Source organism: Dokdonella sp. (genome assembly GCF_035703485.1).
GTDB lineage: Bacteria > Pseudomonadota > Gammaproteobacteria > Xanthomonadales > Rhodanobacteraceae > Dokdonella.
Genome location: NZ_DASSYD010000017.1, coordinates 16,778 through 42,432 on the forward strand (window position 1 = coordinate 16,778; position 25,655 = coordinate 42,432).

The 25,655-nt window shown below is 58.7% G+C and carries 24 protein-coding genes and 1 pseudogene; 12 read left to right on the forward strand and 13 right to left on the reverse strand.

What is annotated here, in order from left to right; genetic code table 11:
• Positions 1-9: 9 nt before the first annotated feature.
• Complete coding sequence (gene crcB, locus VFN25_RS01525) at positions 10-396, reverse strand: fluoride efflux transporter CrcB (RefSeq protein WP_325138083.1); 387 nt, start codon at positions 394-396, stop codon at positions 10-12.
• A gap of 132 nt (positions 397-528) precedes the next feature.
• On the opposite strand from crcB, the gene VFN25_RS01530 reads away from it, so the two are divergent.
• On the forward strand, positions 529-1,749 hold the full coding sequence (locus tag VFN25_RS01530; protein ID WP_325138085.1) for a multidrug effflux MFS transporter: 1,221 nt from the start codon (positions 529-531) through the stop codon (positions 1,747-1,749).
• Here the strand turns inward: VFN25_RS01530 and VFN25_RS01535 are convergent.
• Positions 1,746-2,006: a hypothetical protein gene (locus VFN25_RS01535; protein ID WP_325138087.1), complete on the reverse strand. Its 261-nt coding sequence runs from the start codon at positions 2,004-2,006 to the stop codon at positions 1,746-1,748. The two genes, VFN25_RS01530 and VFN25_RS01535, sit on opposite strands and share 4 nt — an antisense overlap.
• Positions 2,007-2,081: 75 nt before the next feature.
• Entirely contained in the window at positions 2,082-3,932 is a 1,851-nt protein-coding gene (locus VFN25_RS01540) for a M2 family metallopeptidase (protein WP_325138089.1), read from the reverse strand.
• A gap of 243 nt (positions 3,933-4,175) precedes the next feature.
• Between VFN25_RS01540 and VFN25_RS01545 the strand changes: the two genes are divergently transcribed.
• On the forward strand, positions 4,176-6,881 hold the full coding sequence (locus VFN25_RS01545; protein WP_325138091.1) for a hypothetical protein: 2,706 nt from the start codon (positions 4,176-4,178) through the stop codon (positions 6,879-6,881).
• A gap of 49 nt (positions 6,882-6,930) precedes the next feature.
• Here the strand turns inward: VFN25_RS01545 and VFN25_RS01550 are convergent, their stop codons facing one another.
• Genes VFN25_RS01550 through VFN25_RS01570 form a run of 5 tightly spaced genes read right to left on the reverse strand, consistent with a single transcriptional unit; the run spans position 6,931 to position 9,938 of the window.
• Positions 6,931-7,404 carry a hypothetical protein gene (locus VFN25_RS01550; protein ID WP_414648825.1) on the reverse strand — a complete coding sequence of 158 codons (474 nt, stop codon included), beginning with the start codon at positions 7,402-7,404 and terminating at the stop codon, positions 6,931-6,933.
• Between the two features lie 6 nt (positions 7,405-7,410).
• Positions 7,411-7,686, reverse strand: coding sequence for a cell division topological specificity factor MinE (gene minE, locus VFN25_RS01555; protein ID WP_325138093.1), 276 nt, complete (start codon positions 7,684-7,686; stop codon positions 7,411-7,413).
• 2 nt (positions 7,687-7,688) lie between these two features.
• Positions 7,689-8,501 carry a septum site-determining protein MinD gene (gene minD, locus VFN25_RS01560; protein ID WP_325138095.1) on the reverse strand — a complete coding sequence of 271 codons (813 nt, stop codon included), beginning with the start codon at positions 8,499-8,501 and terminating at the stop codon, positions 7,689-7,691.
• 36 nt (positions 8,502-8,537) lie between these two features.
• A complete protein-coding gene (minC, locus tag VFN25_RS01565) occupies positions 8,538-9,314 on the reverse strand; it encodes a septum site-determining protein MinC (protein WP_325138097.1) in 777 nt (258 codons plus the stop codon).
• A gap of 9 nt (positions 9,315-9,323) precedes the next feature.
• Positions 9,324-9,938 carry a GNAT family N-acetyltransferase gene (locus tag VFN25_RS01570; protein ID WP_325138099.1) on the reverse strand — a complete coding sequence of 205 codons (615 nt, stop codon included), beginning with the start codon at positions 9,936-9,938 and terminating at the stop codon, positions 9,324-9,326.
• A 397-nt stretch (positions 9,939-10,335) separates the two neighbouring features.
• On the opposite strand from VFN25_RS01570, the gene VFN25_RS01575 reads away from it, so the two are divergent.
• From VFN25_RS01575 to VFN25_RS01610, 8 genes are all read left to right on the forward strand, one after another.
• A complete protein-coding gene (locus tag VFN25_RS01575; protein ID WP_325138101.1) occupies positions 10,336-11,745 on the forward strand; it encodes an SEL1-like repeat protein in 1,410 nt (469 codons plus the stop codon).
• A gap of 95 nt (positions 11,746-11,840) precedes the next feature.
• Complete coding sequence (locus VFN25_RS01580; protein WP_325138103.1) at positions 11,841-12,743, forward strand: hypothetical protein; 903 nt, start codon at positions 11,841-11,843, stop codon at positions 12,741-12,743.
• A gap of 419 nt (positions 12,744-13,162) precedes the next feature.
• Complete coding sequence (locus VFN25_RS01585; protein WP_325138105.1) at positions 13,163-13,783, forward strand: tetratricopeptide repeat protein; 621 nt, start codon at positions 13,163-13,165, stop codon at positions 13,781-13,783.
• A gap of 21 nt (positions 13,784-13,804) precedes the next feature.
• Positions 13,805-14,026, forward strand: coding sequence for a hypothetical protein (locus VFN25_RS01590; RefSeq protein WP_325138107.1), 222 nt, complete (start codon positions 13,805-13,807; stop codon positions 14,024-14,026).
• Between the two features lie 93 nt (positions 14,027-14,119).
• Entirely contained in the window at positions 14,120-14,899 is a 780-nt protein-coding gene (locus VFN25_RS01595; protein ID WP_325138109.1) for a DUF6159 family protein, read from the forward strand.
• 853 nt (positions 14,900-15,752) lie between these two features.
• Positions 15,753-16,928 (forward strand): sensor histidine kinase, encoded by a 1,176-nt coding sequence (locus VFN25_RS01600; protein ID WP_325138111.1) that lies wholly within the window; start codon positions 15,753-15,755, stop codon positions 16,926-16,928.
• Positions 16,925-17,566 carry a response regulator transcription factor gene (locus VFN25_RS01605; protein WP_325138114.1) on the forward strand — a complete coding sequence of 214 codons (642 nt, stop codon included), beginning with the start codon at positions 16,925-16,927 and terminating at the stop codon, positions 17,564-17,566. Before VFN25_RS01600 ends, VFN25_RS01605 begins: the two co-directional genes overlap by 4 nt.
• Positions 17,567-17,776: 210 nt before the next feature.
• Positions 17,777-18,925: a hypothetical protein gene (locus VFN25_RS01610; protein WP_325138116.1), complete on the forward strand. Its 1,149-nt coding sequence runs from the start codon at positions 17,777-17,779 to the stop codon at positions 18,923-18,925.
• A gap of 61 nt (positions 18,926-18,986) precedes the next feature.
• On the opposite strand, the gene greB is transcribed toward VFN25_RS01610, so the two are convergent.
• Positions 18,987-19,511, reverse strand: a complete 525-nt coding sequence (greB, locus tag VFN25_RS01615; protein ID WP_325138118.1) for a transcription elongation factor GreB — start codon at positions 19,509-19,511, stop codon at positions 18,987-18,989.
• A gap of 12 nt (positions 19,512-19,523) precedes the next feature.
• Positions 19,524-21,017 (reverse strand): helicase HerA-like domain-containing protein, encoded by a 1,494-nt coding sequence (locus tag VFN25_RS01620; RefSeq protein WP_325138120.1) that lies wholly within the window; start codon positions 21,015-21,017, stop codon positions 19,524-19,526.
• Between the two features lie 401 nt (positions 21,018-21,418).
• On the opposite strand from VFN25_RS01620, the gene VFN25_RS01625 reads away from it, so the two are divergent.
• Positions 21,419-22,909 carry a transglycosylase SLT domain-containing protein gene (locus VFN25_RS01625; protein WP_325138122.1) on the forward strand — a complete coding sequence of 497 codons (1,491 nt, stop codon included), beginning with the start codon at positions 21,419-21,421 and terminating at the stop codon, positions 22,907-22,909.
• Positions 22,910-23,009: 100 nt separating this feature from the next.
• Here VFN25_RS01625 and VFN25_RS01630 read toward each other — a convergent pair whose 3' ends face one another.
• The 3 genes from VFN25_RS01630 to VFN25_RS01640 all read right to left on the reverse strand — a co-directional run bounded on the left by VFN25_RS01630 (position 23,010) and on the right by VFN25_RS01640 (position 25,106).
• The gene (locus VFN25_RS01630; protein ID WP_325138124.1) at positions 23,010-23,447 is read right to left on the reverse strand and encodes a hypothetical protein; all 438 of its coding nucleotides are present in this window, start codon (positions 23,445-23,447) and stop codon (positions 23,010-23,012) included.
• 163 nt (positions 23,448-23,610) lie between these two features.
• Positions 23,611-24,465, reverse strand: coding sequence for an archaetidylserine decarboxylase (gene asd / locus VFN25_RS01635; protein WP_325138126.1), 855 nt, complete (start codon positions 24,463-24,465; stop codon positions 23,611-23,613).
• On the reverse strand, positions 24,465-25,106 hold the full coding sequence (locus VFN25_RS01640; RefSeq protein ID WP_325138128.1) for an SCO family protein: 642 nt from the start codon (positions 25,104-25,106) through the stop codon (positions 24,465-24,467). The genes asd and VFN25_RS01640 overlap by 1 nt, the downstream gene beginning before the upstream one ends.
• Before the next feature lie 143 nt (positions 25,107-25,249).
• Here VFN25_RS01640 and VFN25_RS01645 point away from each other — a divergent pair.
• Positions 25,250-25,655 (forward strand): annotated as a pseudogene (locus VFN25_RS01645) (50S ribosomal protein L3 N(5)-glutamine methyltransferase); the annotation flags it as partial.

Sequence of the window (25,655 nt, forward strand, 5' to 3'; positions counted from 1 at the left end):
GACGAAAACTCAATAGCGCAGGATCGTACGAATAACGATGATTCCAAGCAGGGCGGCCATTATCGACCCGGCGACATGAACAAAAACCAGCGCGCTCGCCCAACCCCATTGCTGGCGCAAAAGGTGATTGACAGCTTCACCGCTGAAGGTTGAGAAGGTGGTCAAGCCACCGAGAAAGCCAGTGGTGATGGCGAGCCTCCATTCCAGTGGCAAGGTCTGGAACTGGTCGAGCATGCCGATAACCATACCCATCAGAAATCCACCGATGATGTTGGCGACCAGTGTGCCCAGCGGGATTGACGGAAGTACTTCGTTGAGCGCAAGGCCGAGCATCCAGCGCACCAGGGCGCCGGCGCCGGCGCCGCCTGCGACGGCCAGCGGGGAAACCAGATTCATGCTTTTTCCTTGACGACAATGTCCATGGATTGAAGTGTGCTGATCAATCTTAATCCATGCAGCTTGCGGATGACTTGGCTTGAGCCAGTCCGTAGCATGTGCCAACCGGTATCCCGTCTGGAAAAACCCTTCGTGTCCGCCATCTCCAAGCCGAGCAATCGACGCCTTGCGCTGCTGCTCGCGGGGCTGGCGATGTTCGGTCCGTTCTCGATCGACACGATGTTTCCTGCTTTTCCGGCGATCGCTGCGCAGTTGCAAGCGAGCCCGCTGGCGATGCAGCAAACCCTCAGCGTCTACATGATCGCCTATGCGCTGATGTCGCTGGTGCATGGCCCGCTTTCCGATTCACTTGGGCGACGCAAGGTGATTCTTGTCGGAGTTGTTGTTTTCGGGCTCGCCTCGATCGGCTGTGCGATATCCACTTCGATCGGCGAATTGCTCGCTTTCCGAGCGGTGCAGGGCATGTCTGCCGGTGCCGGAATCATCGTCGGGCGAGCAATCATCCGAGACTGCTTCGAAGGTGCGCCTGCACAGCAGCTGATGTCGACGGTGTCGATGATTTTCGGTGTGGCGCCGGCGATTGCCCCGATCATTGGCGGCTGGATCATCGCTTTCGCACGCTGGCCGATGATTTTCTGGTTTCTTGCCGCATTCGCCGGCCTGCTTTGGTTCGCTTGCCTGGGAATGCTGCCGGAAACCCATCCGCCTGAGCGACGCACGCGCTTGTCACCGGGCAGCATGTTGACGACCTACGGCAAGATCCTGCGTGATCCGGTTTTCCTGCCCCTGGTGTTCGCCGGAACCCTCGGCTTCAACGCCTTGTTTGTCTATATCTCCTCGGCACCGGCCTTTGTCATCGGTTTGCTTGGGCTTGATGCCCAGCAGTTTGCCTGGTTGTTCATTCCGGCTATTGGCGGCTTGATGCTCGGTTCGTTCCTGTCCGGGTGCCTTGCTGGCCGGGTCAGTGGGCGGGCCACGATCCGATTGGGCTACGCGATCATGCTCGGTGCATCGGCGATCAATCTGATCAGCGCGTGGATGCTGCCGAAACCTGTGGTGCCGTGGTCGGTACTGCCGATCGGCTTGCACTCGATGGGCATCGGAATTGCCTTCCCGACGCTGACTCTGAACCTGCTTGATCGATTTCCGCGCCATCGTGGTGGAGCATCTTCGATGCAGGCATTTTTCAGCCTGGTCATCAGTGCCACGCTGGCAGGCGTGGTTTCACCACTGGTTTCCGACAGCAGCATGAAATTGGCCGCAACAGCGGCCGGGATCACCCTGGTCGGTTTTATCGCATGGAGAATCTGCCGTCTGATCGAGTACCGCTATCCGGCACCTTCAATTGACTAGGCCGGGTCGGCAGGAGCCGCTGCTGCGGCGTTGCTGCCGCCGAGGATTCCGCGCAGCAATCCAAAGATTTCCTCTTTGCTGCCGATTACGTTGATTTGCGCTTCGCGCGGAAAATCGGTGCCGAGGTTGACCGCGTAAGTGAGGCCGAGATCGTTGCCATCCTCATCAAAGCGATTGAAGGTTTCGACCTTGCCGATATAGGCGATGCGATTGGCATCGAGGAAGCGGCCATCCGGAATTTTTACCCAGCGTTGCATGCGATCACCTGCGCTTGTCCGTCGAAATCACCCGCCGCAGAGAAATCCCTCACTGCGGTGGGTGATCATGCCATATCAGCCCTGCCAGCCGCAGTCCTTGCCGGCATTCTGTTTCTCAAGCCAGGCATTGAGCGGGGCAAAGTAGTCGATGATCGCGCTGGCATCCATTTGCTCGCTGCCGGTCAGTTCTTTCAAGGTTTTCGGCCAGGGCTGGCTGCCACCTTTGCCAAGCATGGCCCAGAACTTCTCGCCGGCCTGTTTGTTTCCATAGATGGAGCAGTCGTTCAGAGGTCCCTGGAAACCGGCCGCCTCGCACAATGAGCGCTGGAACTGGAACTGCAGAATGTGGGCGAGGAAGTAGCGCATGTACGGCGTATTCGCGGGGACATGGTATTTCGCTCCTGGATCGAAATCCTCTTCGCTACGCGGGATTGGAGCCGAGATTCCCTGGTATTTCTGGCGCAACTGCCACCAGGCGGCATTGTAGTTTTCCGGCGTGATCGTTCCATCGAACACGCCCCAACGCCATTCATCGATCAGCTTGCCGAATGGCAGGAAAGCAATCTTCTCCAAAGCCAGTTGCATCTGCGCGTTGATCAAGGCCTTCTCGTTGTCCTTCGGCGTGCCAGCCAGACCAATCTGATGCAAATAGGCCGGGGTCAGATTGAGCTGCACGGTATCGCCGATGGCTTCGTGGAAGCCATCATGCGCACCGGTCTGGAACAGCGGCGGCAGGTTGGTGTAGGCAAGGTAGTAATAGATGTGGCCGAGTTCGTGGTAGATCGTGCGGAAATCCTCCTCGGTTGGCGTGATGCACATCTTGATACGTACATCGCCTTCAAGATTGATGTCCCAGGCACTGGCATGACAGACCACATCACGGTCACGCGGGCGCACCAGCAGTGAGCGCTCGTAGAACGTGGCGGGCAAAGCAGGCATGCCGAGAGACTGGTAGAAATCCTCGGCGCTGCGCACCATCTTCTCGGGCGTGTATTTCTGCTCCTTCAAGGCGGCAGTGACATCGACACCGGTGACGCCCGGATAGGGTTGCACCAGCGGATACAGAGCGGACCAATCCTGCGCCCACATATTGCCGGTGATATGCGCGGGGATCGTGCCATCGCCGGGCATCTTGCCGGGGTATTCTTCGTCGAGCTTGCCGCGCACATAGCACTGCAATTGCGAGTACAGCGGCTTGACCTGTCCCCAAAGGCGATCGGTTTCGCTACGCAGGTCGGCTGGATCCATGTCGTATCCGGAGCGCCAGGCCTGGCCGGCATCGGCATAACCGGTATCGCGCGCGCCTTCATTGAGCAGTTCGGCGAAGCGCTGATAGTTGGCACGCATACCGCGTCCGACCGTATGCCAGCCCTGCCAGGCTTCAAGATCCGCATCCCAATCGCGGTTTTCTGCAAGTACCTCGGACAGTTGATTGAGGTTTCTGCAGGTTTCAGGATCGTTCGGATCGGTGCAGTATTTACCGGAGCCGTAGGCGGCTCCGAGCTTGGACGCGAGGGTGGCCATTTCGGCCAGATCCGCCGGGTCATTCGGAGTTGGCATTGCACTTTGACGCTTGAGCATCTCGATGCCGCGCGCGGTTTCCGCACTGATGCCAGCTACGCCATCGAAGCGCTTCGAGGCGTCAATCGCATTCTTCAGGCGAATCAGGCTGCGCTCACTGGACTTGGCCTCGAGTACGCCAGTGTCCACCGTGATGTAGGTCGCCGCCACCCACTGTGCGGCGGCATCCTCGACATAGTGGTCGCGAATTTCCTGGTTGACCTCGGCGACGAAGACATCGGCGTCGGCAGCGGTCACGGTTTCCACCTTGGCCGAAGCGGGCGCTTTCAGGTTCGGGGAATGGCTGTTGCACGCAGCCAGTACGAAAGTGCCCGCCAGAATTGGCAGCAGCGTGAGGTTCTTCATGGATGATCTCCGCAAATCGAACCCGGAGGCTAGACCGATCGCGCATGCCGACGCAAGGCAGGAGGCAGACCGATAGGGCCAGCTGCGTCCTTCAGGCGACCGACCCATAGAGCTTCTGCCGAGTGTCCGTCCCGATCGGACGCCGCTGCATTGCGAGTCGTGCCCAATGACGTATGGACGCCTGACTCTCATCCCCCTAATATCGGCGGACTCCGTCGTCCGACGGATGGCACGGGGACAAACATGAATTTTCGCGTCGTTGCGGCAACCTTGCTTCTGGGAGCAGTGGCCATCGCTGGCGTTGTGTCGTGGACACACCAGGAGGTCGGTGACGCCGACAGCAAAGGTCCCTGGGCCAAACCGATGACGGGCGATTTTTGGGCGCATCGCGTCGCCTATCCGACCATGCATTTCAGTCCGGGCTGGTATGAGGCGGCGAAGCCGGCCGATCGGCAGATTGTTTCGAGCGTTCCTGCTGGCGAGAAGAGCTATCTGCGCTCGGTACAGTCGCCATTGACCTTGATGCCGAATGGCTGGACCTTCCTCGGGCCATCGCCGCTGCTCAGCAGCGGCTCCAAGGTTGCCGGTCGAATCAATGTGATTGCCGTCGATCCACGCGGACCTGATATCAATGGTTTGCACACCGTCTTCGCAGCATCAGATGGCGGCGGATTGTGGAAATCGACCAATTGCTGCAGTGCAGCCACTACCTGGCGCAACGTCACCGATGATCGTGCGATTGCCAGCACTGCAATCGGCGACATCTATATCGAGCCGAGCAATCCCGACGTTATCTATCTCGGTACGGGCGATCTTCGCTACGGTTCGTTTTCGTTTGGTTCTTCAGGCGTGCTCAAGAGTGTCGACAATGGTGAAACCTGGGTCGTGCTTGGTGAGGATGTGTTCAATCCCTACTATCCGCCTTCGGCAGGGCTCGGCTTCCCTCAGTACCAGGCCGTAGGCAAGGTCAGGACCAACCCGAACGATCCCGCTACGATCATCGTCGGTACCAAGACCGGCTTGTTTGTTTCCAACAATGACGGCATCGACTGGACCGGCCCTTGCTACACCAACGCCCATCTCGATCAACGCCAGGACATTACCGGTTTGATCGTCCAGGATGCCGGTGGCGGTGCCGCCCGGGTATTTGCCGCCGTCGGCACGCGAGGACTGCCGACGACCGTGCAACCCGATCTTTCCGAACTCGGCGCCAATGGTGTGTATCGCACCACGCTGCCGACAACGGGCTGTCCCGCGACCGGCGATTGGACCTTGCTCGACAACGGCTGGCCAGCCGGGACCGGCAATGGCGATCCGGCGGGCAAGACCCTCGGGCGCATTGAGCTGGCCGATTCGGCGAGCAATCCGGACACCCTTTATGCGATGGGATCCAACGCCTCGACCAGTTCGGTTCTCGGCGTCTGGCGCAGTGACGATGGTGGAAACAGCTGGGTACAACGGGCAACGAGCTCAAGCGTGCAATCGGGCGGTTGCAGCAATGCATCGGGTGGCGGCAGCCAGATGTGGTACGACGCGGGCTTGAGCGTGTTTCCCGAAAATCCGGAAATCGTCCTGCTCAGTGGCGTCGACATGTATCGATCGACCGACGGTGGCAGCACCTTCAAGGACATCACCTGCGGATACGGCAATGGCAATGTGCACGTCGATCATCATGCCCGCGCATTCCTGCCAAAACCATTTGGCGGCCATGACAGCAACAAGGTGCTCAGTGGCAGTGATGGCGGCGTCTTCTATACCGAGAACGCACAGTTCGGAACGGGCGGCGCATCCAGTGCAAACCGGCCAAGCTTCATTTCCCTGAATCAGACCATCGGTTCGATCGAGCTCTATTCCGGTGACATCACTGCCAACTTCGCCACCGCGGCGTCGCCAGGTGCCAGCGCCGGTGCGCAGGACAATGGCAGCGATGCGGTGCGCTGGAGCAATACCGATCCAGCACCGGTGCAATGGAATGTGCGCTTGGGCGGTGATGGCATCTACACACGGATCGAGCCGGTCAACGAGCTGCGCTGGTACTACTCGTCGCAGAATGGAAATCTGGTGGTTTCGCAAACAGGCCCGAATGGCGGTACGACCTCAGCCAACAACGGTTGGGGCGGCGATACCCTGAGTTTCGTCATGCCGATCGAAATCTATCGCTATGGCGCGCTTGATGTAGCCGGCAGCGGTTGTTCGTCATCGATTGGCTGCAGCTACATGCTCGGCGGCACCAACCGCGTCTGGGAAACCCTGCTCGGTGGTATTCCGAGCAGCAGCTGGTATGCCAACAGTCCGAATCTGACCAAGGACACGCTGGGCAATCGTTCCTTCATCAACCAGCTCGCGCATGCGACGAAGACCCCAAGCGTGGTTATCGCCGGCACCAACGATGGCAATGTCCAGCTCGGCTACGGCATGAATCAGGGTACGACGGACTCCGCGACCTGGGTCAATCTCACCGACAGCAATGCGGTGCTGCCGAATCGGCCGGTCATGGATGTAACGGTGGATGTAGCCGATGCGGGCAATCCGGCCGCGGCTGCGACTGGCTATGCCGTGCTCGGCGGCTTCGATCAGAATACGCCGGCGACGCCCGGGCATGTCTATCAGGTCAGCTGTCAGAACAACTGCTCGACATTCACCTGGCGCAATGTCAGTGGCAATTTGCCGAACATTCCGGTCAATGCCGTGGCGGTCAATCCGAACATGCCGAATCAGGTCTTCGCCGGCAGCGACTGGGGCCTCTACTACACCGACGATGTCAGCGCTGCATCGCCGGTCTGGTACCGGTTCGAGAACGGTCTGCCGCGCGTGATGATCTGGGATATGGCCATCGATCGCGGATTCAGCACGCTGGCCGTGTTCACGCGCGGTCGTGGTGCCTGGGCCTGGCCGCTGCCGAGCGGTCCGATCGACCTGATCTTTGCGGATGGTTTCGAAGGGCCCTGAGCGATACCCGGGAGCCAGAGTCAGGATTCGTGTGTTCGGCGTTGCCGGATCAGTTGATGGCGTTGCGTGTTGTGGGCGATAGCAGCAAACGGGTCTGCAGCCACTCGCGCGCCTCGGCCGCGTCGTTCTCGAACCACGCGCGGGTCGAGCCGAGGCGGAAGGTATAGCCCCACTCATCCATGTCGGCCATGAGTCGCTCGCGGCCGACACCGGGCAGGGCGTCGGCAAGGACAATCTGTAGATAGCAACTGGCGTCTTCTTCGGCGATTGAGTCGGTGGCATCGGTATGCACACGCGCGCGCCGCTCGGTTGGCATGACAATCAGATGGCAAGCCTCGTGCAGCACGGAATGTACCGGGGTATCAGCGCGTGCGAATACGGTTGCGCCAATCAAGCCGGCTTCCGGCTCGCCCCAGTAGCTGCCTGGAATGGGCAGCTCATCTGCGACAATTTGCAGATCGAGGTCATGCGCCCGCAACAGTTCGCGAAGCGCTGACGCATCGATATCAGCCAGGTACAGCAAGCGGGATCAGTCCTTGCCGAGTGCCGCGCCGGCTTTCTCTGGCAGCGCTACCGACAGTTCAAGCACCTCCTGATCGCCATCGCGTTCGACGTTGATCAGCACCGCATCGGGATCGACATTGACGTACTTCTTGATCACTTCGAGGATTTCGCGACGCAGGGTCGGCAGATAGTCCGGACTGTCGCGCTGGGCACGCTCCTGCGCGACGATGATGCGCAGGCGTTCCTTGGCGACATTGGCTGTGTTCTTCGGCTTGGACTTGAAGAAATCGAGAATTCCCATGCTCAACTCCTGAAGATTCGTGAGAGCAGACCTTTCTTCTGCGCATCGATGAAGCGCAGCGGCCGTTCCTCGCCAAGCAGGCGTGCAACAGCATCCTCGTAGGCAAGGCCCGCATTTGAGCCCTCATCGAGGATCACCGGTATGCCGGAATTGGATGCGGCGAGCACGCCCTCGGATTCGGGAATGACGCCGATCACCTCGATGCCGAGAATTTCCTGTACATCGGTGATGCTCATCATGTCGCCCGACTCGACCCGGCTCGGGTTGTAGCGGGTCAGCAGCAGATGTTGCTCAACCGCACCTTCTCCGATTTCGGCACGACGGGTCTTGCTTGCGAGCAGGCCGAGGATGCGATCGGAATCGCGCACACTGGAGACCTCCGGATTGACCACGACAACAGCACGATCGGCGAAATACATCGACAAGGCAGCGCCTTTTTCGATACCGGCCGGAGAATCGCAGATGACGTAATCAAAACCGTCTGCGGCCAGAGCCTTGAGCACCTTGTCGACGCCCTCCCTGGTCAATGCATCCTTGTCGCGAGTTTGCGAGGCAGCGAGAATGAACAAGCTGTCATAGCGCTTGTCCTTGATCAACGCCTGCTTGAGCGTGCATTCGTCGTTGATGACGTTGACGAAATCATAGACGACGCGACGCTCGCAACCCATGATCAAATCAAGATTGCGCAAGCCGACATCGAAATCGATAACGGCGACTTTCTTGCCACGCTTGGCCAAGCCGACCGCGATTGACGCGCTGGAGGTGGTCTTGCCCACTCCACCCTTGCCTGATGTGACGACGATATTCTCAGTCAATGTCCCAACTCCCTATGGCTCTTGTTGATTCCACCGTCAGCCGAGCCTGGCCAGCAGCAGTTTTTCCCCCTCCAGCCAGGCCTGCACGGGCTTGCCGCGCAGGTCTTCCGGAAGATCCTCGAATACTCGGTACTGGCCCGCGATGGATACCAGTTCGGCGTGAAACTCCTGGCAATAGATTCGCGCACTCTCATTGCCCTGGGCACCCGCCAGGGCGCGCCCGCGAAGCGCGCCGTAAACATGGATCGAGCCGTCCGCAATGACTTCGGCGCCGTTTGCGACCAGCTTGGTGACGACCAGATCGCCGTCACGCGCATACACCTGCTGGCCGGAGCGTACAGGGTTGTCATGATGCAGGCTGAGCACATTCGCGCGACTTGGCGGAGGCGGTGTCGACTGGCTCGCCGCTGACCTGGCGGGCGCATCGGCGACGACAACAGGTGCTGCGGCGGCGACCGGGTCGCCGCTACGCTCGAACGCAGTACGGAACTTGGCAAACAACGGCAGATCCAGCGAGCGCGCCAACTCCTCGTTTTCGGTGGTGCCATAAGACAGACCGACGGGAAGCATGCCCGCGCCGCGGATGCGCTCGAACAGATCGCGGACCTGATCTCGATCTGGCAGCGCTGGCAAGTGACTGAGATCGAGAATCACCGGCGCGTGCAGGAACAATTGCGGCGCGCTGGTCAGTCGGGCTGCCAGTTCGTCCGACAAGGCCTCCGCATCGAATCGCTTCAGACGCAGGTTGGCGACGCCGACCTGGCCGGATTTGAGTTCGGATACGGGCTCGATTGACTGGGCGGAATCGCTCATGGTGACCGCTCAACGACCGTTTGCATGGGCAACAGATTGGGCCGGAAAAGCACTGAGGCGCTCGCCGAGCCAGTCCAGATCGGGGAGTTCGCCCGATCCTGCCTTCAGATAGGTATCACGTACGAACTCGAAGCTGCACAGCGGTTTCGCCAGCAAACTGACCGGGCGACCGACCTCGGCCATGAGGTGTTGACCGACCTCGTTGAACCCGTAGGTGCCATGGAACAGGACGGCGGCGTCGTCACGCGGCTCCAGAAATACTTCGCAAGTGAGCAACGGGACGCGCAATTCGGCATAGCTGGTGACATCGCAATAGAGGATTCGACCGAGCCCGTCGCGGCGGTATGACTCGGCGATCACGATGCGATCGACATACAGAAACTCCGGGTAGCGTTCACGAAACCAGAGGAAATTCGCACTCGTATGCGCGGTATGTTCGCGCATCGCGATCAGGAAGCCGGCAATGATGCCATCGACCTCGGCAACCCGAAAATAGGAGGCGTTGGCATAGAACCAGCGCAGGCGCGATGCATCCAGCGACAGAATGCGAGGCCCGACGGCGTTGTTGAGAGCGAGCACCGAATCGAGCTCGGTCTCTCGAACGTCGCGAATTGACAGGGTCATGCGATGTGGCGCTCCGGCAGAGTTCAACGTTGCCGAATCGTTCGGCACGAAACCCGGATTATCGCATGGGCCAGATCAACGAACCATTAAGAAACAGCTATTCGGATTCAACAGTGAGTCAATAGGCCATTGCATGGCGCCCGCGACTGGCAGCCTGGCACGCTTTGCCGGTTTGGCCGAGAAATTGGCGAACTCTGGGCGCACGAAGACGCTTCACAGGGATCGTGCGATTGCCGCACCACCAATGGCACGTTTTTCCCGCGTTTTGCGTATGAATAAGCGAACACGGGCATTCCGACATACAGGCCACGAATTCAGTGGCGGCGAATGCACGAGCGGATCCGTACGATTTGGTCAAATTTTGAGGTGAAGCATGTGGAGAACGAAATCGAAACTGATGGTCGTCATTGCGACATTTGCGATCAGTTTTTCGGCTGCCGCCAAAGAAATGCCCAATGTTGATGCGCTGCGCGTCAACGCCGAACACGGTGATGCGCAAGCGCAAGCCAGCTTGGGTGAGGCGTACGCAAACGGCGAGGGGGTAGCGCGGAATTTCACTGCGGCATTCAAGTGGTTTCACAAGGCCGCAGAGCAAGGTGACGCGAATGCGCAAGATAATCTCGGCGCTTTGTACATGAAAGGCTTGGGCGTGGCAAAAAATGAGGCCACTGCCGTGAAGTGGTACCGCAAAGCCGCCGATCAAGGCGTCGCACGTGCGCAATACAACCTCGGCCTCTCGTATGTGTACGGCCAAGGTGTGGCGAAAGACAAGGCTGTAGCCACGAAATGGTTCCGCAAGGCCGCCGAACAGGGTTACGTAATGGCCCAATACAGCCTCGGCGTTTTATACGACCGCGGTGATGGCGTAATAAAAGACGAGGCCGCTGCCGTGAAATGGTATCGCAAGGCCGCCGAACAAGGCGTCGTGCAGGCGCAATACAACCTCGGTGCCATGTATGGCGGTGGCTTTGGCGTGGCAAGAGACCAGACCGCCGCAGCGAAGTGGTTCCTCAAGGCTGGCGAATTGGGCTTCGCACCCGCGCAATCCAGTCTCGGTTTCATTTATTACAACGGTGAGGGTGTAAAAAAGGATGAAGTCGCAGCTGCGCAGTGGTTCCGCAAGGCTGCCGATCAGGGTGATGCGGAGGCGCAATACAACCTTGGCAAAATGTACGAAACCGGTGAAGGCGTGGCAATGGACAAAGCCGCCGCTGCGAAGTGGTACCGCAATGCCGCCGAGCAGGGCTATGCAATGGCACAAAGCAATCTGGCCAATTTTTATGAGCACGGCGACGGCGTGGCAAGAGACAAAGCCGCCGCTGCGAAGTGGTACCGCAATGCCGCCGAACAGGGCAACGCAAATGCGCAATACAACCTCGGCATCTTTTATCTCAATGGCGATGGGGTGACAAAAGACGAAGCCGAAGCCGCGAAGTGGTTCCGCAAGGCCGCCGACCAGGGCTACGTCAAGGCCCAATTCAACCTGGGCATCGCGTACGACAATGGCGACGGCGTGGCAAAAGACCAAGCCCTGGCCACGAAGTGGTATCGCATGGCCGCTGACCTGGGTGATGCGAATGCGCAGTTCAACCTTAGCAGCAATTTCGCGCACGGCACGGGTGTGCCCCGCAACCTGGAACAGGCCTGTTACTGGCTATCGTTAGCCCGGCCCGACGCCATGCAGCCGGACGCGGAGCGTGACAAGGCTTGCGCACAGTTGGATTCAGCGCAACGCGATGCGGTGATGGTCAAGGTCGCGGAAGCGCAGTCGCAACTCAAACATCGAACGTCGGAAAGCAAGCCTTAGCGCTATTCCAGACTGGAAGCCGAACATGAACGAAGATATTCCCCCTGCCCCCGGATTGCCTTTGATCATTGCCACGATGCGAATCCTGGCCGCGCGTGGTGCCCCTCCAGCCTTGGAAAATAACCTATGCAGGCGATACCGGCGTCGAGATCGGTACACAATGCAAATGGGCACGGGCATCGTTCACTCGTCAAACTGATGGAAAAATCATGAAAACGTTCGTGAAAGTTCTGATCGGATTCTCCCTGCTGGCGGCAGTTCTCGTCGCGGTCGTGTTCTACATGACATCCGGTATGAGTGACTCGGCGGACAAGTTTTTCGAAGCCGCTTCCGCAAAGCGCTATGAGCAGGCCTATCAATACGTTTCTCGGGATTTCCGCAAGGCGACGTCATCAAACGAACTTACCGCATTTCTGAGCAGTAGCGGACTGTCCGGTTTCGAGAGTGCATCCTGGAACAAGCGCTCGTTCAGCGGCAATCGCGGCACGCTGGTTGGCACCGTCAATACTCGTAGCGGCGGCACCATTCCCGTCAACCTGGGATTGGTGAAATCCGAGAGTCAATGGCTGGTCGATTCGATCTTCAGACCGCAGGCCGGGATTCGCGCTTCAGTTGACGGGAGTGTGCCCGGCCGATCGGCTCAGGTCGCGCTTGTGCGCGCAACAATCAGGGATTTCGCCAGTGCCGTCGAGAAGAGCGATTTCTCCGAATTTCACCGCGCGATTTCTCCACTGTTGCAGGAGCAGATTTCGGAGAAGGAATTGCAAAAGACCTTCAAATCCTTTGTCGATGGACCCTGGAATTTGACGGCTCTCAACGATATTTCCCCGATTTTCGACAAACAGGCGTTTACTGATTCCAACGGAATACTGCACCTCATTGGTCACTATCAAACTCACCCCGACCAGGTCGGATTCAATCTGAAATATATCTACCGGGGGACGCAATGGAAACTGTTTGGTATCGCAGTGAATATTCCGCCGGTCGATCACAAATAAGTCGGGTCGACCTGCAGCGTCTCAAGCAGACTGCGTTGTCACACCAATATTTCTCGTCGGCGCGTGCGGCACGGAAGATTCGTCGTAAATCGATGGGATCAGGTTCGATAGAACTATGGCGACGTTTTTTGGAGGCGTGAGAGTTTCCTGCCGCCGCCGTATTGCACGGCCTCCAGACCTCGTTTCAACTGCCGCCGAAAGCACTGCTTGATGCGATAGCCGCAGGGTGCCTGAGGCTTGATGGTGGAGTTGGAATATTCAAATCTGACGTCATTGATCATGTGATCTTGTGGCACGTTTTGCCGCCGCTTTACGAATGAACAGACGAACACAAGCAATTTGACGCGCAGGCCACGGATTCAGCAGTTGCGAACGCGCGAAGGGGCCGAGCGCGATCTGAGCAAGCCGGGAGATGGATCATGTGGGGAGTCGGCGTAAAACTGGTAATGGTGGTTGTTGGATTGTCGATGGCTGGCACGCAGCCATCCGGACTGGACGCGCTGCGGGGCAAAGCCGAGCAAGGTGATGCAGCGGCGCAAAACGATCTCGGCGTCTATTACACCAACGGCAATGGCGTGGCAAAAAACGAAGCCGTTGCCGCGAAGTGGTACCGCAAGGCGGCCGATCAGGGCTACGCCACGGCACAAAACAACCTCGGCGTCTTCTTCGACAAAAAGCCCGGGCTGGTTCTTGCAGCCAATGGCTTCGTGGACAATGCCAGTGCAGTCGCGGCGGGGTTCGTTCCGTGGAGTAAGGTTACGGACGTACAGACATTCCAGGTCGCGCGACAAGAAATGCTTATCGTGATGGTTGGCGATCCCGAACGCTACATGCGCCGCGGCAATGCGCTGAAGCAAGCCATCAACCGCGCCAACTTCAAGCTGTGCGGAAGCCCGATCGCCATTTCATCGAATGCGCTCAAAATCGGCTTCGACGAGCTGTCGTCCCTGTTCAAATCGTACTGGTCGAAGTACGGCCACGCCGATCAACATGCGCAGGCTTGCGGCCCGGACAACACCTGCAATGAGCAGCCCACATGAAAACTGGCGGACAAACACGCCATGTTTGACGATATTCGCCAAGGACTTCACGAGGTTCGTGATGAAGCCCGAGAATTCTTGCAGAAGAACGATCTCAGCCCGAATTTCCGCGTATTTCTGGCCGGCTTTGGCACATTTTTCGAGAACATCCCGATTGTCTGCCGTCTGATCGTGCGTGAGCCGGAGATATTGCTGTTCGCCGCCACCCAGTGGCTGGTCATCTGGCTGGCTTATCTGGCATGAACCCAGGCGCTGTACTGGATTCCCGATAGCGTCTGGCAGGCGATCGCGGCGGAACGCAACCCGAGTCACTCGTCGTATTTCTGGGGCGTCGACATGTTCCTGCTCGGCTGGTCATTCCTGGTCGTTGCGGTCGCGTCGTATCCGATCGGTCTTCTGAATGCCGCCATGGTCGCCGTGCACAACTTGCGCCGCAGTGGCGAGACCTCAACCATCGGCAGGAGCCTGGTGATCGCCGAACGCAATCTGGGTCGCATCTGGTTTTTCACTGTCTGGGACAGTTGGATCACTGTAACCGCCATACTCGATCGTCTTCCGAAGAAGAATAGGCGACGCAAGGCCGGCTCCGAATTGCTCTACTACGCGTGGAAGCTGGCGACCATGGGTGTGCTTGCGTCGCTCGCCGTGGGTCGCGGCTACGTCGATGCCGGCAAGGATTCACTGAAACTGTTGACGTCGCAGCCAGGCCGGGCGTTGGGTCTTCAATTTGGCTACGGCGCCGTATGCTGGGTCGTGGGCATCGTCACCTACGCTGCAGCGCTTGTGCTGTCTCCATGGCGGGCCTCCGACCTGCACACCCCGCACATCATATTCATGTTCTATCAGTGGGCAGCGTGGCCGATCATGATTGCGGCGGGCGCCGTATGCGTTGTGATCCGTCCTTTTTTCCTGCTCAGCGTTGCGCAGCTGTATACCGATGTGATCGATATCCGCGCCGATGTGGAGGGCGAGGTCTGGGTGGTCACCGGCGCAGGACAACGCAGCCTGACCTGGGTCTCGCTTGTTTTTGCCGTGTTACTGGTCGGACTCTTGATTGCCGTGTTTTTCCCCGACCAAAGCGGACTCACCGCGGTGATCGAAAATCTGGCGCAATGAATGGAGGTTTGTCGGCATCGTTGCACTTCCTGCAACACGCAGTGAGGTACCAACTGCGCGCAAAAAATATTTGGATACGAGTTTGGCCAAGCCACAAATCGTTGGCCGCATTCCATGATTTCGGCAATCGCCTCCCGGTGATTCGGGTCGGCGGAGAACGTCGCATGAAGCTTGTGTCCGCGGCCGCAAACACGAAATTTCCGGCTGAAGTCGGCATCGCCGAATTGATCGGTGGTGCCTAACGGCTTCGAGAATGCGTCCATGCCTGTCTTGCGTGGCATGTGGAATTTGAGCTCGGGGGCTCCCCTGGTGCGAAGGCGCAATTTCAGGTAGTCGGACTTCGAGCCGTCGATATGACTGTACTCAAGCGTAGGACGAATAACGTATTGATACGCTGTTCTCTTGTGGGCACCTGTCCAACCGCGCAAAAACGTTCCCTTGCTGCCGCCTTTTCGCGCCAGCTGGCGAAATGGAGTGAGAGAATCAAGGAGCCAAAAGTGTCTTGCATAAACACCATGGCCAAGACCAAACAATGCGAACAAGATGACCATGTGCAACAGATTCATTTCCTTCCTCGCTGGCGTGTGCTTCATCGCGCACATTCGTCAAACGGCGTCAGAGTGTGCCAAGTTGATCAGCGTTGTCTTGACTCGGCCTACCTGCCAATTCGTCTGCACGGTCCATGGTCCAGCCAATATTCGACCTCTGGCATGGCGATACGAGTCACGCAACTTGGCCGAACTGGAACGGTCGCTGTCCGCCATTCATTTCCTGGTCCGGTTGGATCGCGACCTGCCAATGACTTCGGGCAGGTTACGGCGGATGCCTGCGCGCCTATGATGGTGGCATGCCGATGACCGAATTCAATCACATCCGCCTGCTTCGCTATGCGAGCTTGTTTACTTACGCTTGCGTGGGTATTCCGCTGCTGCAATTCGATACGGTTGTGGCGGAAATGCTGGATCGGGGGCGGCCCGCCTGGTTTTACGATATCTGGCTCGGCAGCTATCTCGCTTTCGGTCTGGTGTTCTGGTTTCTGACCCATGACATGGGTTCACGCAATCCGTCAGGTTTGCGCCGCCTGGCTCAGATCGGTCTTCTGCTGCTGCTGAATTTTCTCGCCATCGCGGTCGGCTGGCTCAGCCAGAGTGGCTTGTGTGCCTTGTTGCTGGTTGTCGTTTCGGTTGCCTTGCCGTGGATACTGAACGTCCGCGTCGGTATTGCCTGGATGATCCTGCAGAATTTTTCGCTGCTGCCCTTGTTTGCATCCTGGCCGACCTATTCACTGAGTCTCGCGGCCTGGCAGGCGATCATGTACCTCGGCATTTCGGCGACGACTTTTTTTACTTCACTGATTGCCAGGCAACAAGCCGAAGCGCGTGAAGATCAGCGCCGGCTGAACGCCGAATTGCGCGCTACCCGCGCCTTGCTCGCGGAGTCGAGTCGGCTCGGCGAGCGCATGCGCATCTCGCGCGAATTGCATGATCTGGTGGGTCATCACCTGACCGCCTTGAGCCTGAATCTCGAAGTCGCCAGCCATCTGGTCGGCGGCAAGGCGCAGGAGCATGTGCGCCAGGCGCAGTCGGTCGCACGTCTGCTGCTGACCGATGTGCGCGAAGTGGTCAGTCAATTGCGCGAGGACGACAGCATCGATCTGGCCGCTGCCCTGCAATCGCTGACCGAAGGCGTGCCTGGCCTCAGCATCCACCTCGATCTGCCGCAACGCTTTACCATTGATGATCCACGCCGCGCGCAAGTTCTCTTGCGTTGCGCCCAGGAGATCATCACCAATGCCGTGCGCCACGCCCGCGCGCAAAATCTGTGGCTGTCATTTGAACGCACACCGGATCGCAAATTGACTATCCATGCGCGCGACGACGGTCGTGGTGCGACCTTGCTCAAGCAGGGCAACGGCCTGACCGGCATGCGTGAGCGACTCTCGCAGGTTGGCGGGCAACTCGATATTGTCACGGCCAAGGATCAAGGATTTACGCTTGATGTCTGGCTGCCACTGGAGGCAACACAATGATTTCCGTCTGCCTGGTCGATGACCAGACCCTGGTTCGTCAGGGTATTCGCTCGCTGCTGGAGCTGTCTGATTCGATCCGCGTCGTTGCCGAGGCTGTCGATGGTGCGCAGGCCGTGCAGATGATTCCCGAGGTCAAGCCGGATGTCGTGTTGCTGGACATGCGCATGCCCGGCATGTCCGGACTTGATGTGCTCAATGCCCTGGGTTCAACCGACCAGTTGCCGCCAACGATTATCCTGACCACATTCGACGATGAACAACTGGTTCTGTCCGGGCTCAAGGCGGGTGCGCGCGGGTATTTGCTCAAGGATGTGTCACTGGATCAGCTCGTCGATGCGGTCAAGGTGGTGGCTTCGGGTGGCTCGCTGGTTGCGCCGATGGTTACCCAGCGCCTCTTGTCGGGTCTGGAGCGCATGCACAATGATTTCACCAGTCTGGATCGCCCGGATCCGCTGACTGAGCGCGAAACCGAGATTTTGCGCCTGATGGCAGGGGGTTACAGCAACAAGGAGATCGCCAATTCGCTGGGCGTGGCCGAGGGAACGGTCAAGAATCATGTCTCCAATATTCTGTCCAAACTGGGTGTGCGCGACCGTACCCGGGCCGTTCTCAAGGCTTTCGAGCTCGGAATCGTCTGAACCAAACTGCGGCCGCAGATACAGACTGCAATTCAGGTCGTAGCCATCGGGGCCAAGAGTCAAGTAACATGCCGGATCTGCGCCATACGGGTCGTTTGTGGTCCGAGTATGGGGGTAGCAACACGCCGGACTCGGCGATCTATCGCGACATAGCGAAAGATTGGCCGTTATCATGCGCCGGTGATCAACCAAGAGCTGGAGAGGTCCGGAATGACGCGTGTTCTCGAATTGCTGGTTTCCCTGCTGATCGTCGCCGTACTGGTGGTCGTGGTCGGCGCACTGTTGCCCGATCATGGGCACATCCAACGTACAACCGAAGTATCCAGCCCGGTGCGGCAGATTTTCGATGCTGCCAATACCTTGCGGCGTTTCCCGGACTGGTCTCCGGAACGCAGGCTCGACCCGCAATTGCACATGGAGTACAGCGGTGAACGCAATGGTCCCGGTGCCAAGGTTTCCTGGTCCGGCAATGAAGCGGTCGGCAAGGGTAGCCTGACGATTGCGTCGTCGGATGAAGACAGCCAGGTCAAGATGGACGTGGTCAACGACTGGGCAGGTGTCAACAAGTACTACACCGTTACCCTCGATCCGGCGGAAAACGGCAAGACCACAAAGATTACGTGGGCCTACGATGTCGACTATGGCTGGGATCTGAAAGCGCGCTACGCCGGACTCTATATCCATGGCAAACCGGATACCAACGTACAGACTGCGCTGGGCAATTTCGCCAACATGCTGGCCTCGTTCCCGAACGTCGATTACAAGGATCAGGATATCCAGCCGGTCGATGTGACTGGCGTGCCGGAGTTGTTCGTCTCGACCAAGGCACCGCGTACGCTCGACGAAGTTGATGAGGCCACTGCGAACGCGGTTGCTGAAATCGAGGCGGTCATGCAGAAGATTGGTCTCAACCAGGCCGGTCCGGTACGTACGATCACCTCGAACTGGGGTGACGAGAATTACGTGTTCGATGTTGCGATTCCTGTGGATTCGACCGAATTCACCGTCGACGGCACCACCTACACGATTCCGGTGCCGGTGGTTTCGGAAATAATCGACGAGGATATCGACACTTCCGTGGCGCCCGAGCTAAAGCTTGGCGACAAAGACGAGGATGGTTTTCTCTTTGTCGAGGGCAAGGTCAAGGCCAAGGTCAGCTACAGCGGCCTCGCTCTGGTCACCGAATACAGTGGCAGCCCGGCAGCATTGCCGCTGCTGCGTCTCCAGGAAAAAGCGTTTGCCGAAACCCATGGCTATCTCTACAGCGAGATGAATGGGGGTCGATTCTGGGATGAGATCACAGCGACCAGTGAGGACGGCGAAAAGACGTTCAAGGTCTATCTGCCTGTTGAACCCTGATCTGCGAAACGCCAGGATCATCTGAATGATGTTGCGGGCGGGCCGAAAGGCTCGCCCGTTCTCATTTCCGGGTTGGCGCCACCAGGGGTTGTTCGTAGCACACCCGCGTGACCAGGCAGCGACGCAGACCTTGCGGGGTCTGCACTTCGAACTCGTCGTCCACGCGCCTCTTGAGCGCAGCGCGCGCAAAAGGTGCATCGATGCTGATCCAGCCCAATCCAGCGTCAGTCTCGTCGGCACCCACGATGCGGTAGTCGTGTTCACTGCCGTCGTCATCCTCGACCGAGAACCAGGCACCGAAATAGATTGCCGAGCGATCGGTGGGCAGTTCAGTGGCGGGTCGCAAAGAGGGTATGCGCTTGCTCAGATAGCGAACGCGTCGATCAATTTCGGCGAGCTGCTTCTTGCGATAGATGTATTCCGCATTTTCAGATCGATCGCCTTCGGCCGCCGCCGCGGTGATTGCTGACACCACTTCAGGCCGGCGCACTCTCCAGAGCTCATCGAGTTCGCGTTGCAGCCGATCGAGGCCGGTTACCGTGATCAAGGTCGAGGAGATCTCGCCAGGCGGGCGCCATCGACTCATCGGGCGATGTTCTCAACGGCCCTTGAAGATGCCGCCGAGGACACCGCGCATGATCGAGCGGCTCATCTGGCTGCCGGCATTGCGTGCCGCGGACTTGGCCATCGCCTCGATCATGCCCTGGCGACGCCCGGTTCCGAACAACATGCCGCTGAGCTTGTCCATGAAGCCACCACCTGACGGTTTCGGCGCGGTTTTCGACGGAAGTGCCTCGGTGGATGGTTGTTCAGAGGCTGTCGCCTCGGTGCGGGCCGCCAGTTTCTCGAATGCCGATTCGCGGTCAGCCAGAGTGTCGTATTTGCCGCTGAACGGAGAGCGCGACCGAATGGTGGCGCGCTCCTCATCGGTAATTGTGCCGATACGACAGCCCGGTGAGGCAATCAGGGTCTGCTGGACTGGCAGCGGTATGCCGCGATCCTGCAGCGTTGTGACCAGCGCTTCGCCGACGCCGAGTTGGGTGATGGCTGCGACCACGTCGACTTTCGGATTCGGCGGGAAAGTTTCAGCCGCGGCGCGCACGGCTTTCTGGTCGCGCGGCGTAAATGCACGCAGGGCGTGCTGGAGGCGATTGCCGAGTTGGCCGAGTACGGTCTGCGGCACGTCATCAGGGTTCTGCGAGCAGAAATACACTCCGACCGCCTTCGAGCGAATCAGGCGCACGACCTGCTCGATACGCTGAATCAAGGCGGGTGGTGCATCGTCGAAAAGCAGATGCGCCTCGTCGAAGAAGAACACCAGTTTTGGTTTCTCCAGATCGCCGGCTTCGGGAAGGTTCTCGAACAACTCCGACAGCATCCAGAGCAGGAAAGTCGAGTACAGTTTCGGTTTGAGGATCAATTGATCCGCGGCGAGGATATTGATGATGCCGCGGCCGGACATGTCCTGACGCATGAAATCGGCAAGTTCCAGGGCCGGTTCGCCGAAGAAGTGATCGGCGCCGGACTGTTCGAGCGAGAGCAGGCTACGCTGGATCGCGGCCAGCGAAGACGTACTGATCAAACCGTACTGTTTCGAGATGATCTTGGCGTTGTCCGAGGCGAAATTGAGCATCGCGCGCAGATCCTTGAGGTCGAGGATCAACAGGCCTTCGTCGTCTGCTGCCCTGAACACGACTTCAAGCACGCCCTGCTGGGTATCGTTGAGTTCGAGCAGGCGCCCGAGCAGATGCGGCCCCATCTCGGAAATCGTTGCTCGAACCGGGTGGCCGAGCTTGCCGTAGATATCCCAGAACACGACCGGGTTGGCGCCGGCTGTCCAGTCGATGCCGAGCCGGTCGATGCGTGACTTCAATTTGTCGTTCATCGCCCCGGCCTGGGCCAGACCGGCCAGATCGCCTTTCACATCAGCAAGGAAAACCGGGACCCCGAGTTTCGAGAAGCCTTCGGCGAGAACCATCAGGCTGACCGACTTTCCGGTACCGGTGGCGCCGGCGATCAAGCCATGGCGATTGGCGTACTTCGCATGCAGCCAGACTTCCTGATCGCTCTTGCCGACTAGAATATCGTTCACCGGTGATTTCCTCGTTACGTTTGAACGTCGATTGTAGACCAGCGTGGAAATCGAATGAGCCTGCATCGTCGCCTGGCGAGCACCGCGATGCATGCGCCTGGCTGGATTCCCTAAGGCAATTCTGATCAAGTGGCGCAATCGTCACGACACCTGTCTGCGCACAACCAGGTGTCGCCTAACCGATTGTTTTTGTTGAAACAGGTGGCATCCAGAAGGTCCGCCAGCCGCACCGCGCGGCTGGTCAAGACAACCAGCCTTCACTTCGCCACGCAGCACGACTGGCGAACCTTCTGAATGCCATGACGGTTGGGCCACTTGATCAGCGTTGCCCTAAATCATGCATTGCCGCGAGCCTCTTCACTCGGGTACGGTGGGCGTTTGACCAACTGGATCGATTGCCGATGTTGCAGATTTCCCGCCTCGCCCTGACCCTCTGTATTGGCGGCTTGACCGCATGCGCTGGCGTTTCCAGTCAAAGTCGCCCGGCATCGACGGATCAGGTCGACGAAACGGCGGTGAATGTGTTGTTTGCCCGGTTGGACAAGGACAGCCAGCGCTTCGAGGCCGGACTGGCTCTGGCCAGGAGTGGCGAAGTCGAGCGTGCGCAAACCGAGATCAAGGCGGCTCTGGATGATCTTCAAGCCAATGCCGAGCTTTGCGGCAAGCTTGCCGGTTGCGATCAGGCGAGATTCTTTTCTGCTTACGATCGCTTGCTGCGTCTCGATGTCGATTCGCCTTCGCTGGCTACGGACGCCGATGACGATATCGACGTCAATGCGGAGGACGCCACAGTCGAGGTAGGTGAGGACTCGCCGGTCATTGCCAGTCTGCCGGAAATGGAACGCACGATCACCTTGCTCAATGGTCGTGAGCTCGCCGATATCCTGACCATCAACGATGCGGTCAATGCCGGCATCGAGAAGTGGTTGAGCCAGTATCGCCCGAACCTGATGACCACGTACGTCAACTACGAATTCATGCGCTATCGCATGTGGCCGGAATATCACAAGGCCGGACTTCCGGAAGCGCTGTTATTCGGGATGCTGGCCAAGGAATCGAATGGACGCGTGCATGCGGTTTCGCGCGCAGGTGCTTCTGGGCCGCTGCAGTTCATGTACACGACCGGGCTGCGATTCGGACTCAGTGCGCAAGATGGCTTTGATCAACGTTTTGATCCAGGGATGTCGGCGCGTGCGAATGCCGCTTACATCAACGAACAGCTGAAGGTGTTCAACGGCAATCTGGAGCTGGTGATTGCTGCCTACAACGGTGGCGAGGGTCGTGTGCGCCGGCTTGCCGCACGCGGCGGTTCGACCAGCTTCTGGGATCCGAAGATCTATTCGATCCTGCCCGACGAGACGCGAGACTATGTGCCAATGGTGCTGGCCGCATCCTGGCTGTTTCTGCACCCGGAGCGCTATAACCTGGATTTTCCCAAGCTCGATATTCGTCCCGGTGCCATCGAGTTGCAAACTCCCGCGACACTGACTGAGCTGAGCGTCTGTTTTGGCAATGAAGGCGGCTTGTACGATGGCTGGTTTCGGACGTTGCGCAATCTGAATCCGGCATTGGATCCACAGAAAAAATTGCCTTCAGGTACCCGTCTTGAAGTGCCAATGCAATTGCAGATGGCTTATCCGGGCAAGTGTGCAGGCGGACAATGGGCCAATCTGGCCAAGAACCTCAGTGCGGCAACGCTGGCAATGCATCCTGTGCGACAGGCCAATGCCAGTCACGCAAAAATCTATACCGTTCGCCGTGGCGACAATCTTGCCTCGATCGCGCGAAAGAACGGCTGCGTCAAGATCAGGGATATTGCGCGAGTAAACAATATCCGCGCGCCAGCCTATCGAATTCGTGCCGGGCAGAAACTCCGCATACCTTCCTGCTGAAGCTGTTGCTCCTTCCAGATGCAGGAAAAGCGCAGTTCTCACTGCGCTTTTCCTGTGCATACCCGGATCGGTCGCTGACCGAGCCGTCGCCTGTGGAGAGTCAGGCTGCCTGTGTTTGAGTTCCCATCATTTGCGACATCTCGTTGGCGGGTACTGATTCCTTCAAGGTGCGCAGGGTGCGCATGACCAGGCGGTGCAGTTCGCGCTGATCCGTATATTGCGAATCCTTTGTTTCATGGAAGGTGACCGTGAGCCACAGCGCCAAGCCGCGCAGGCGCACCTGCAGGCTGTCGGATTTCATGCGCTCGTAGCCAATTGCCGTGCCGCTGCCCCAGGGGGAGTATTTCTCTTCTGGCGGTGTTGCATAGAGATGCGGATATTCGCACTTGGCTGCATTCGAAAATTCGCGCATTGACAAGGCGGCGAGTTGACGACGGGAGTTCGGTGGAAGCTGCTCCAGCATCTTTTCGATCTCCTTGAACTGGCGCCGAAGCTGCATGCCGCGAGTCAGAGCAATCAGGCGAGTAATCAGATGCATGGAAGGTCCCCTTGGGTATTCGTCAGCCGCGCCATGTGACGCGGAGTGTAATGTTCTGACAATTCTAGTCCCAAAGCAGGTGCCAATGCCATGCCTGTGTCACAGTTTGGCCGCTGGCATGATTGGCCACGGCGAAAAACTCCAGAGGCTCGTGATTGCAGCCTCAGGATTCTGCCGGTCGCGCCCTGCCGATGGTTTGGCCGACACGCACGGCCTGTTCGGCGAGTAGTCCTGAATCGAGTGTCGATCCGTCGGCGGGGAGCAGCAGGATAACGGTCGAACCCATGTTGAAACGACCCATTTCTTCGCCGCGCTTCAAGCGAATATCGCGGTCGCCATAGCTCTTCGTGCGGATTTTCGAGGCATAGGGAGGGATTTCCAGATCCGCCCAGACCGTCGACACGCTGGAAACCAGCATCGCGCCAACCAGAACCATCGCAAACGGCCCGTGTTCGCCCTGAAAATGGCAAACCAGCCGCTCGTTGCGCGCAAACAGACGTGGAATGGATTCAACGGCTTTCGGCGCGACGCTGAAAATCCGTCCCGGGATATGCGCAGTGGAGATCAGCGAGCCATCCAGCGGCATGTGCACGCGGTGATAATCGCGCGGCGACAGGTAAACCGTAATGAATTGGCCTTCGGCATAGGGCAGGGCAGTCGCGTCGTCACCCAGCAGTTCCGCTGCCGTGAAGTCCTGGCCCTTGGCCTGGAAGATGCGGCCGGCCCTGATCGGGCCCGATTGACTGATGTGGCCATCTGCAGGACAGAGCAGGGTGGCCGGATCGGTATCAATCGGTCGTGCGCCGGCCTTCAATGCCCGGGTGAAGAAGGCATTGAAATGGACATAGGCATCAACGTTCGGCTCAGCGGCCTCGTCCAGGTTTACCTTGAAACGCTGCGTGATCTGGCGAATCAGCAGGTTTTTCCAGGGCTTCCAGGTCCAGCGTGTCGCCTTGAAGACGATCCGCGAGAGCAATCGATGCGGCAGCAGATACTGCAGCAGGATCGACGGCGCCATCAGTGCCAATCCACCAGGCTGGTGATGTCAGCGCTGATCGGAGTGACCTCGAACGGCGGTCGAAACAGCCCGGCGCGGCGCCCCTTCGGGTCGATGATGACGACCGAAGCACTGTGATCGATGGAATAACCGCCCGATTCGTCGGGAACCTTGGCATAAACCAGGCCCAGCGCCCGCGTCAGCCGGGTCAGCTGATCGTCGGCACCGGTGGCGGCAATGAAATCCTTGTTGAAAAACGCGATGTAGCGGGCGAGCTGTTCCGCCGTGTCGCGCTCGGGATCGACCGAAACGAAGACGAACTGAACCTTGTCGGTCTTGCCCGCCGCGGCGAGCTTGATCCAGACCTGCTTGAACACCGTCAGAGTCGTCGGGCAGATGTCCGGGCAATGGGTGAAACCGAAGAAGGTGATCGTCCAGTGCCCCTGGAGGTTGGCAGCAGTAAAGGCTTTGCCATCCGAGCGCTGCAACTCGAAATCAGGAATCGTCAGTGGAGCCGGATACATCACGGCGGTCTTTAGTTCAGGCGGTGGTTCTTGTCCGAGCCAACGTGTTCCGGCCCAGAGGCCAACGGCGACCGCAATGGCGGCCAGAACGAAAAGTTGTGTGGTGCCGATGCGACCACGAATCGAGGAAAGTTTCATCCGCGCAGTATAGCCGCCGAGCGGTATCGCTACTCAGCGTCACCGTGTCGCAGAACCTTGTCCCTGCGGATTCGCCGGGTCAGGGCTAATCAGAGCCCGCCCAAGCCGCTTATACTTGCCGACCGATTCCGAGTTGCGCCGCCATGACCGCCGAACTTTCCTCGATCATCGATTTCATCCGCTATGGCGCCAGCCGTTTTTCTGCGGCCGGGTTGAGCTTTGGCCACAGCTACGACAATGCGCTGGATGAGGCCACCCACCTGGTCCTGCAGACCTTGCATCTGCCGCATGACCTGTCACCGGCCTATGGCCAGGCCAGGCTCGTGGCCGCTGAAAAATCGGCCGTACTGGATCTGATCGAGCGCCGCATCAACGAACGGACGCCGGTAGCCTATTTGACCGGCAAGGCCTGGTTTGCCGGCCTCGAATTCATTTCTGACAAGCGTGCGCTGGTGCCGCGTTCACCGGTTGCCGAGATGATTCTCAATGGATTCTCTCCCTGGCTGGATGATCGCGAAGTGTTTCGCGCTCTGGATCTGTGCACTGGCT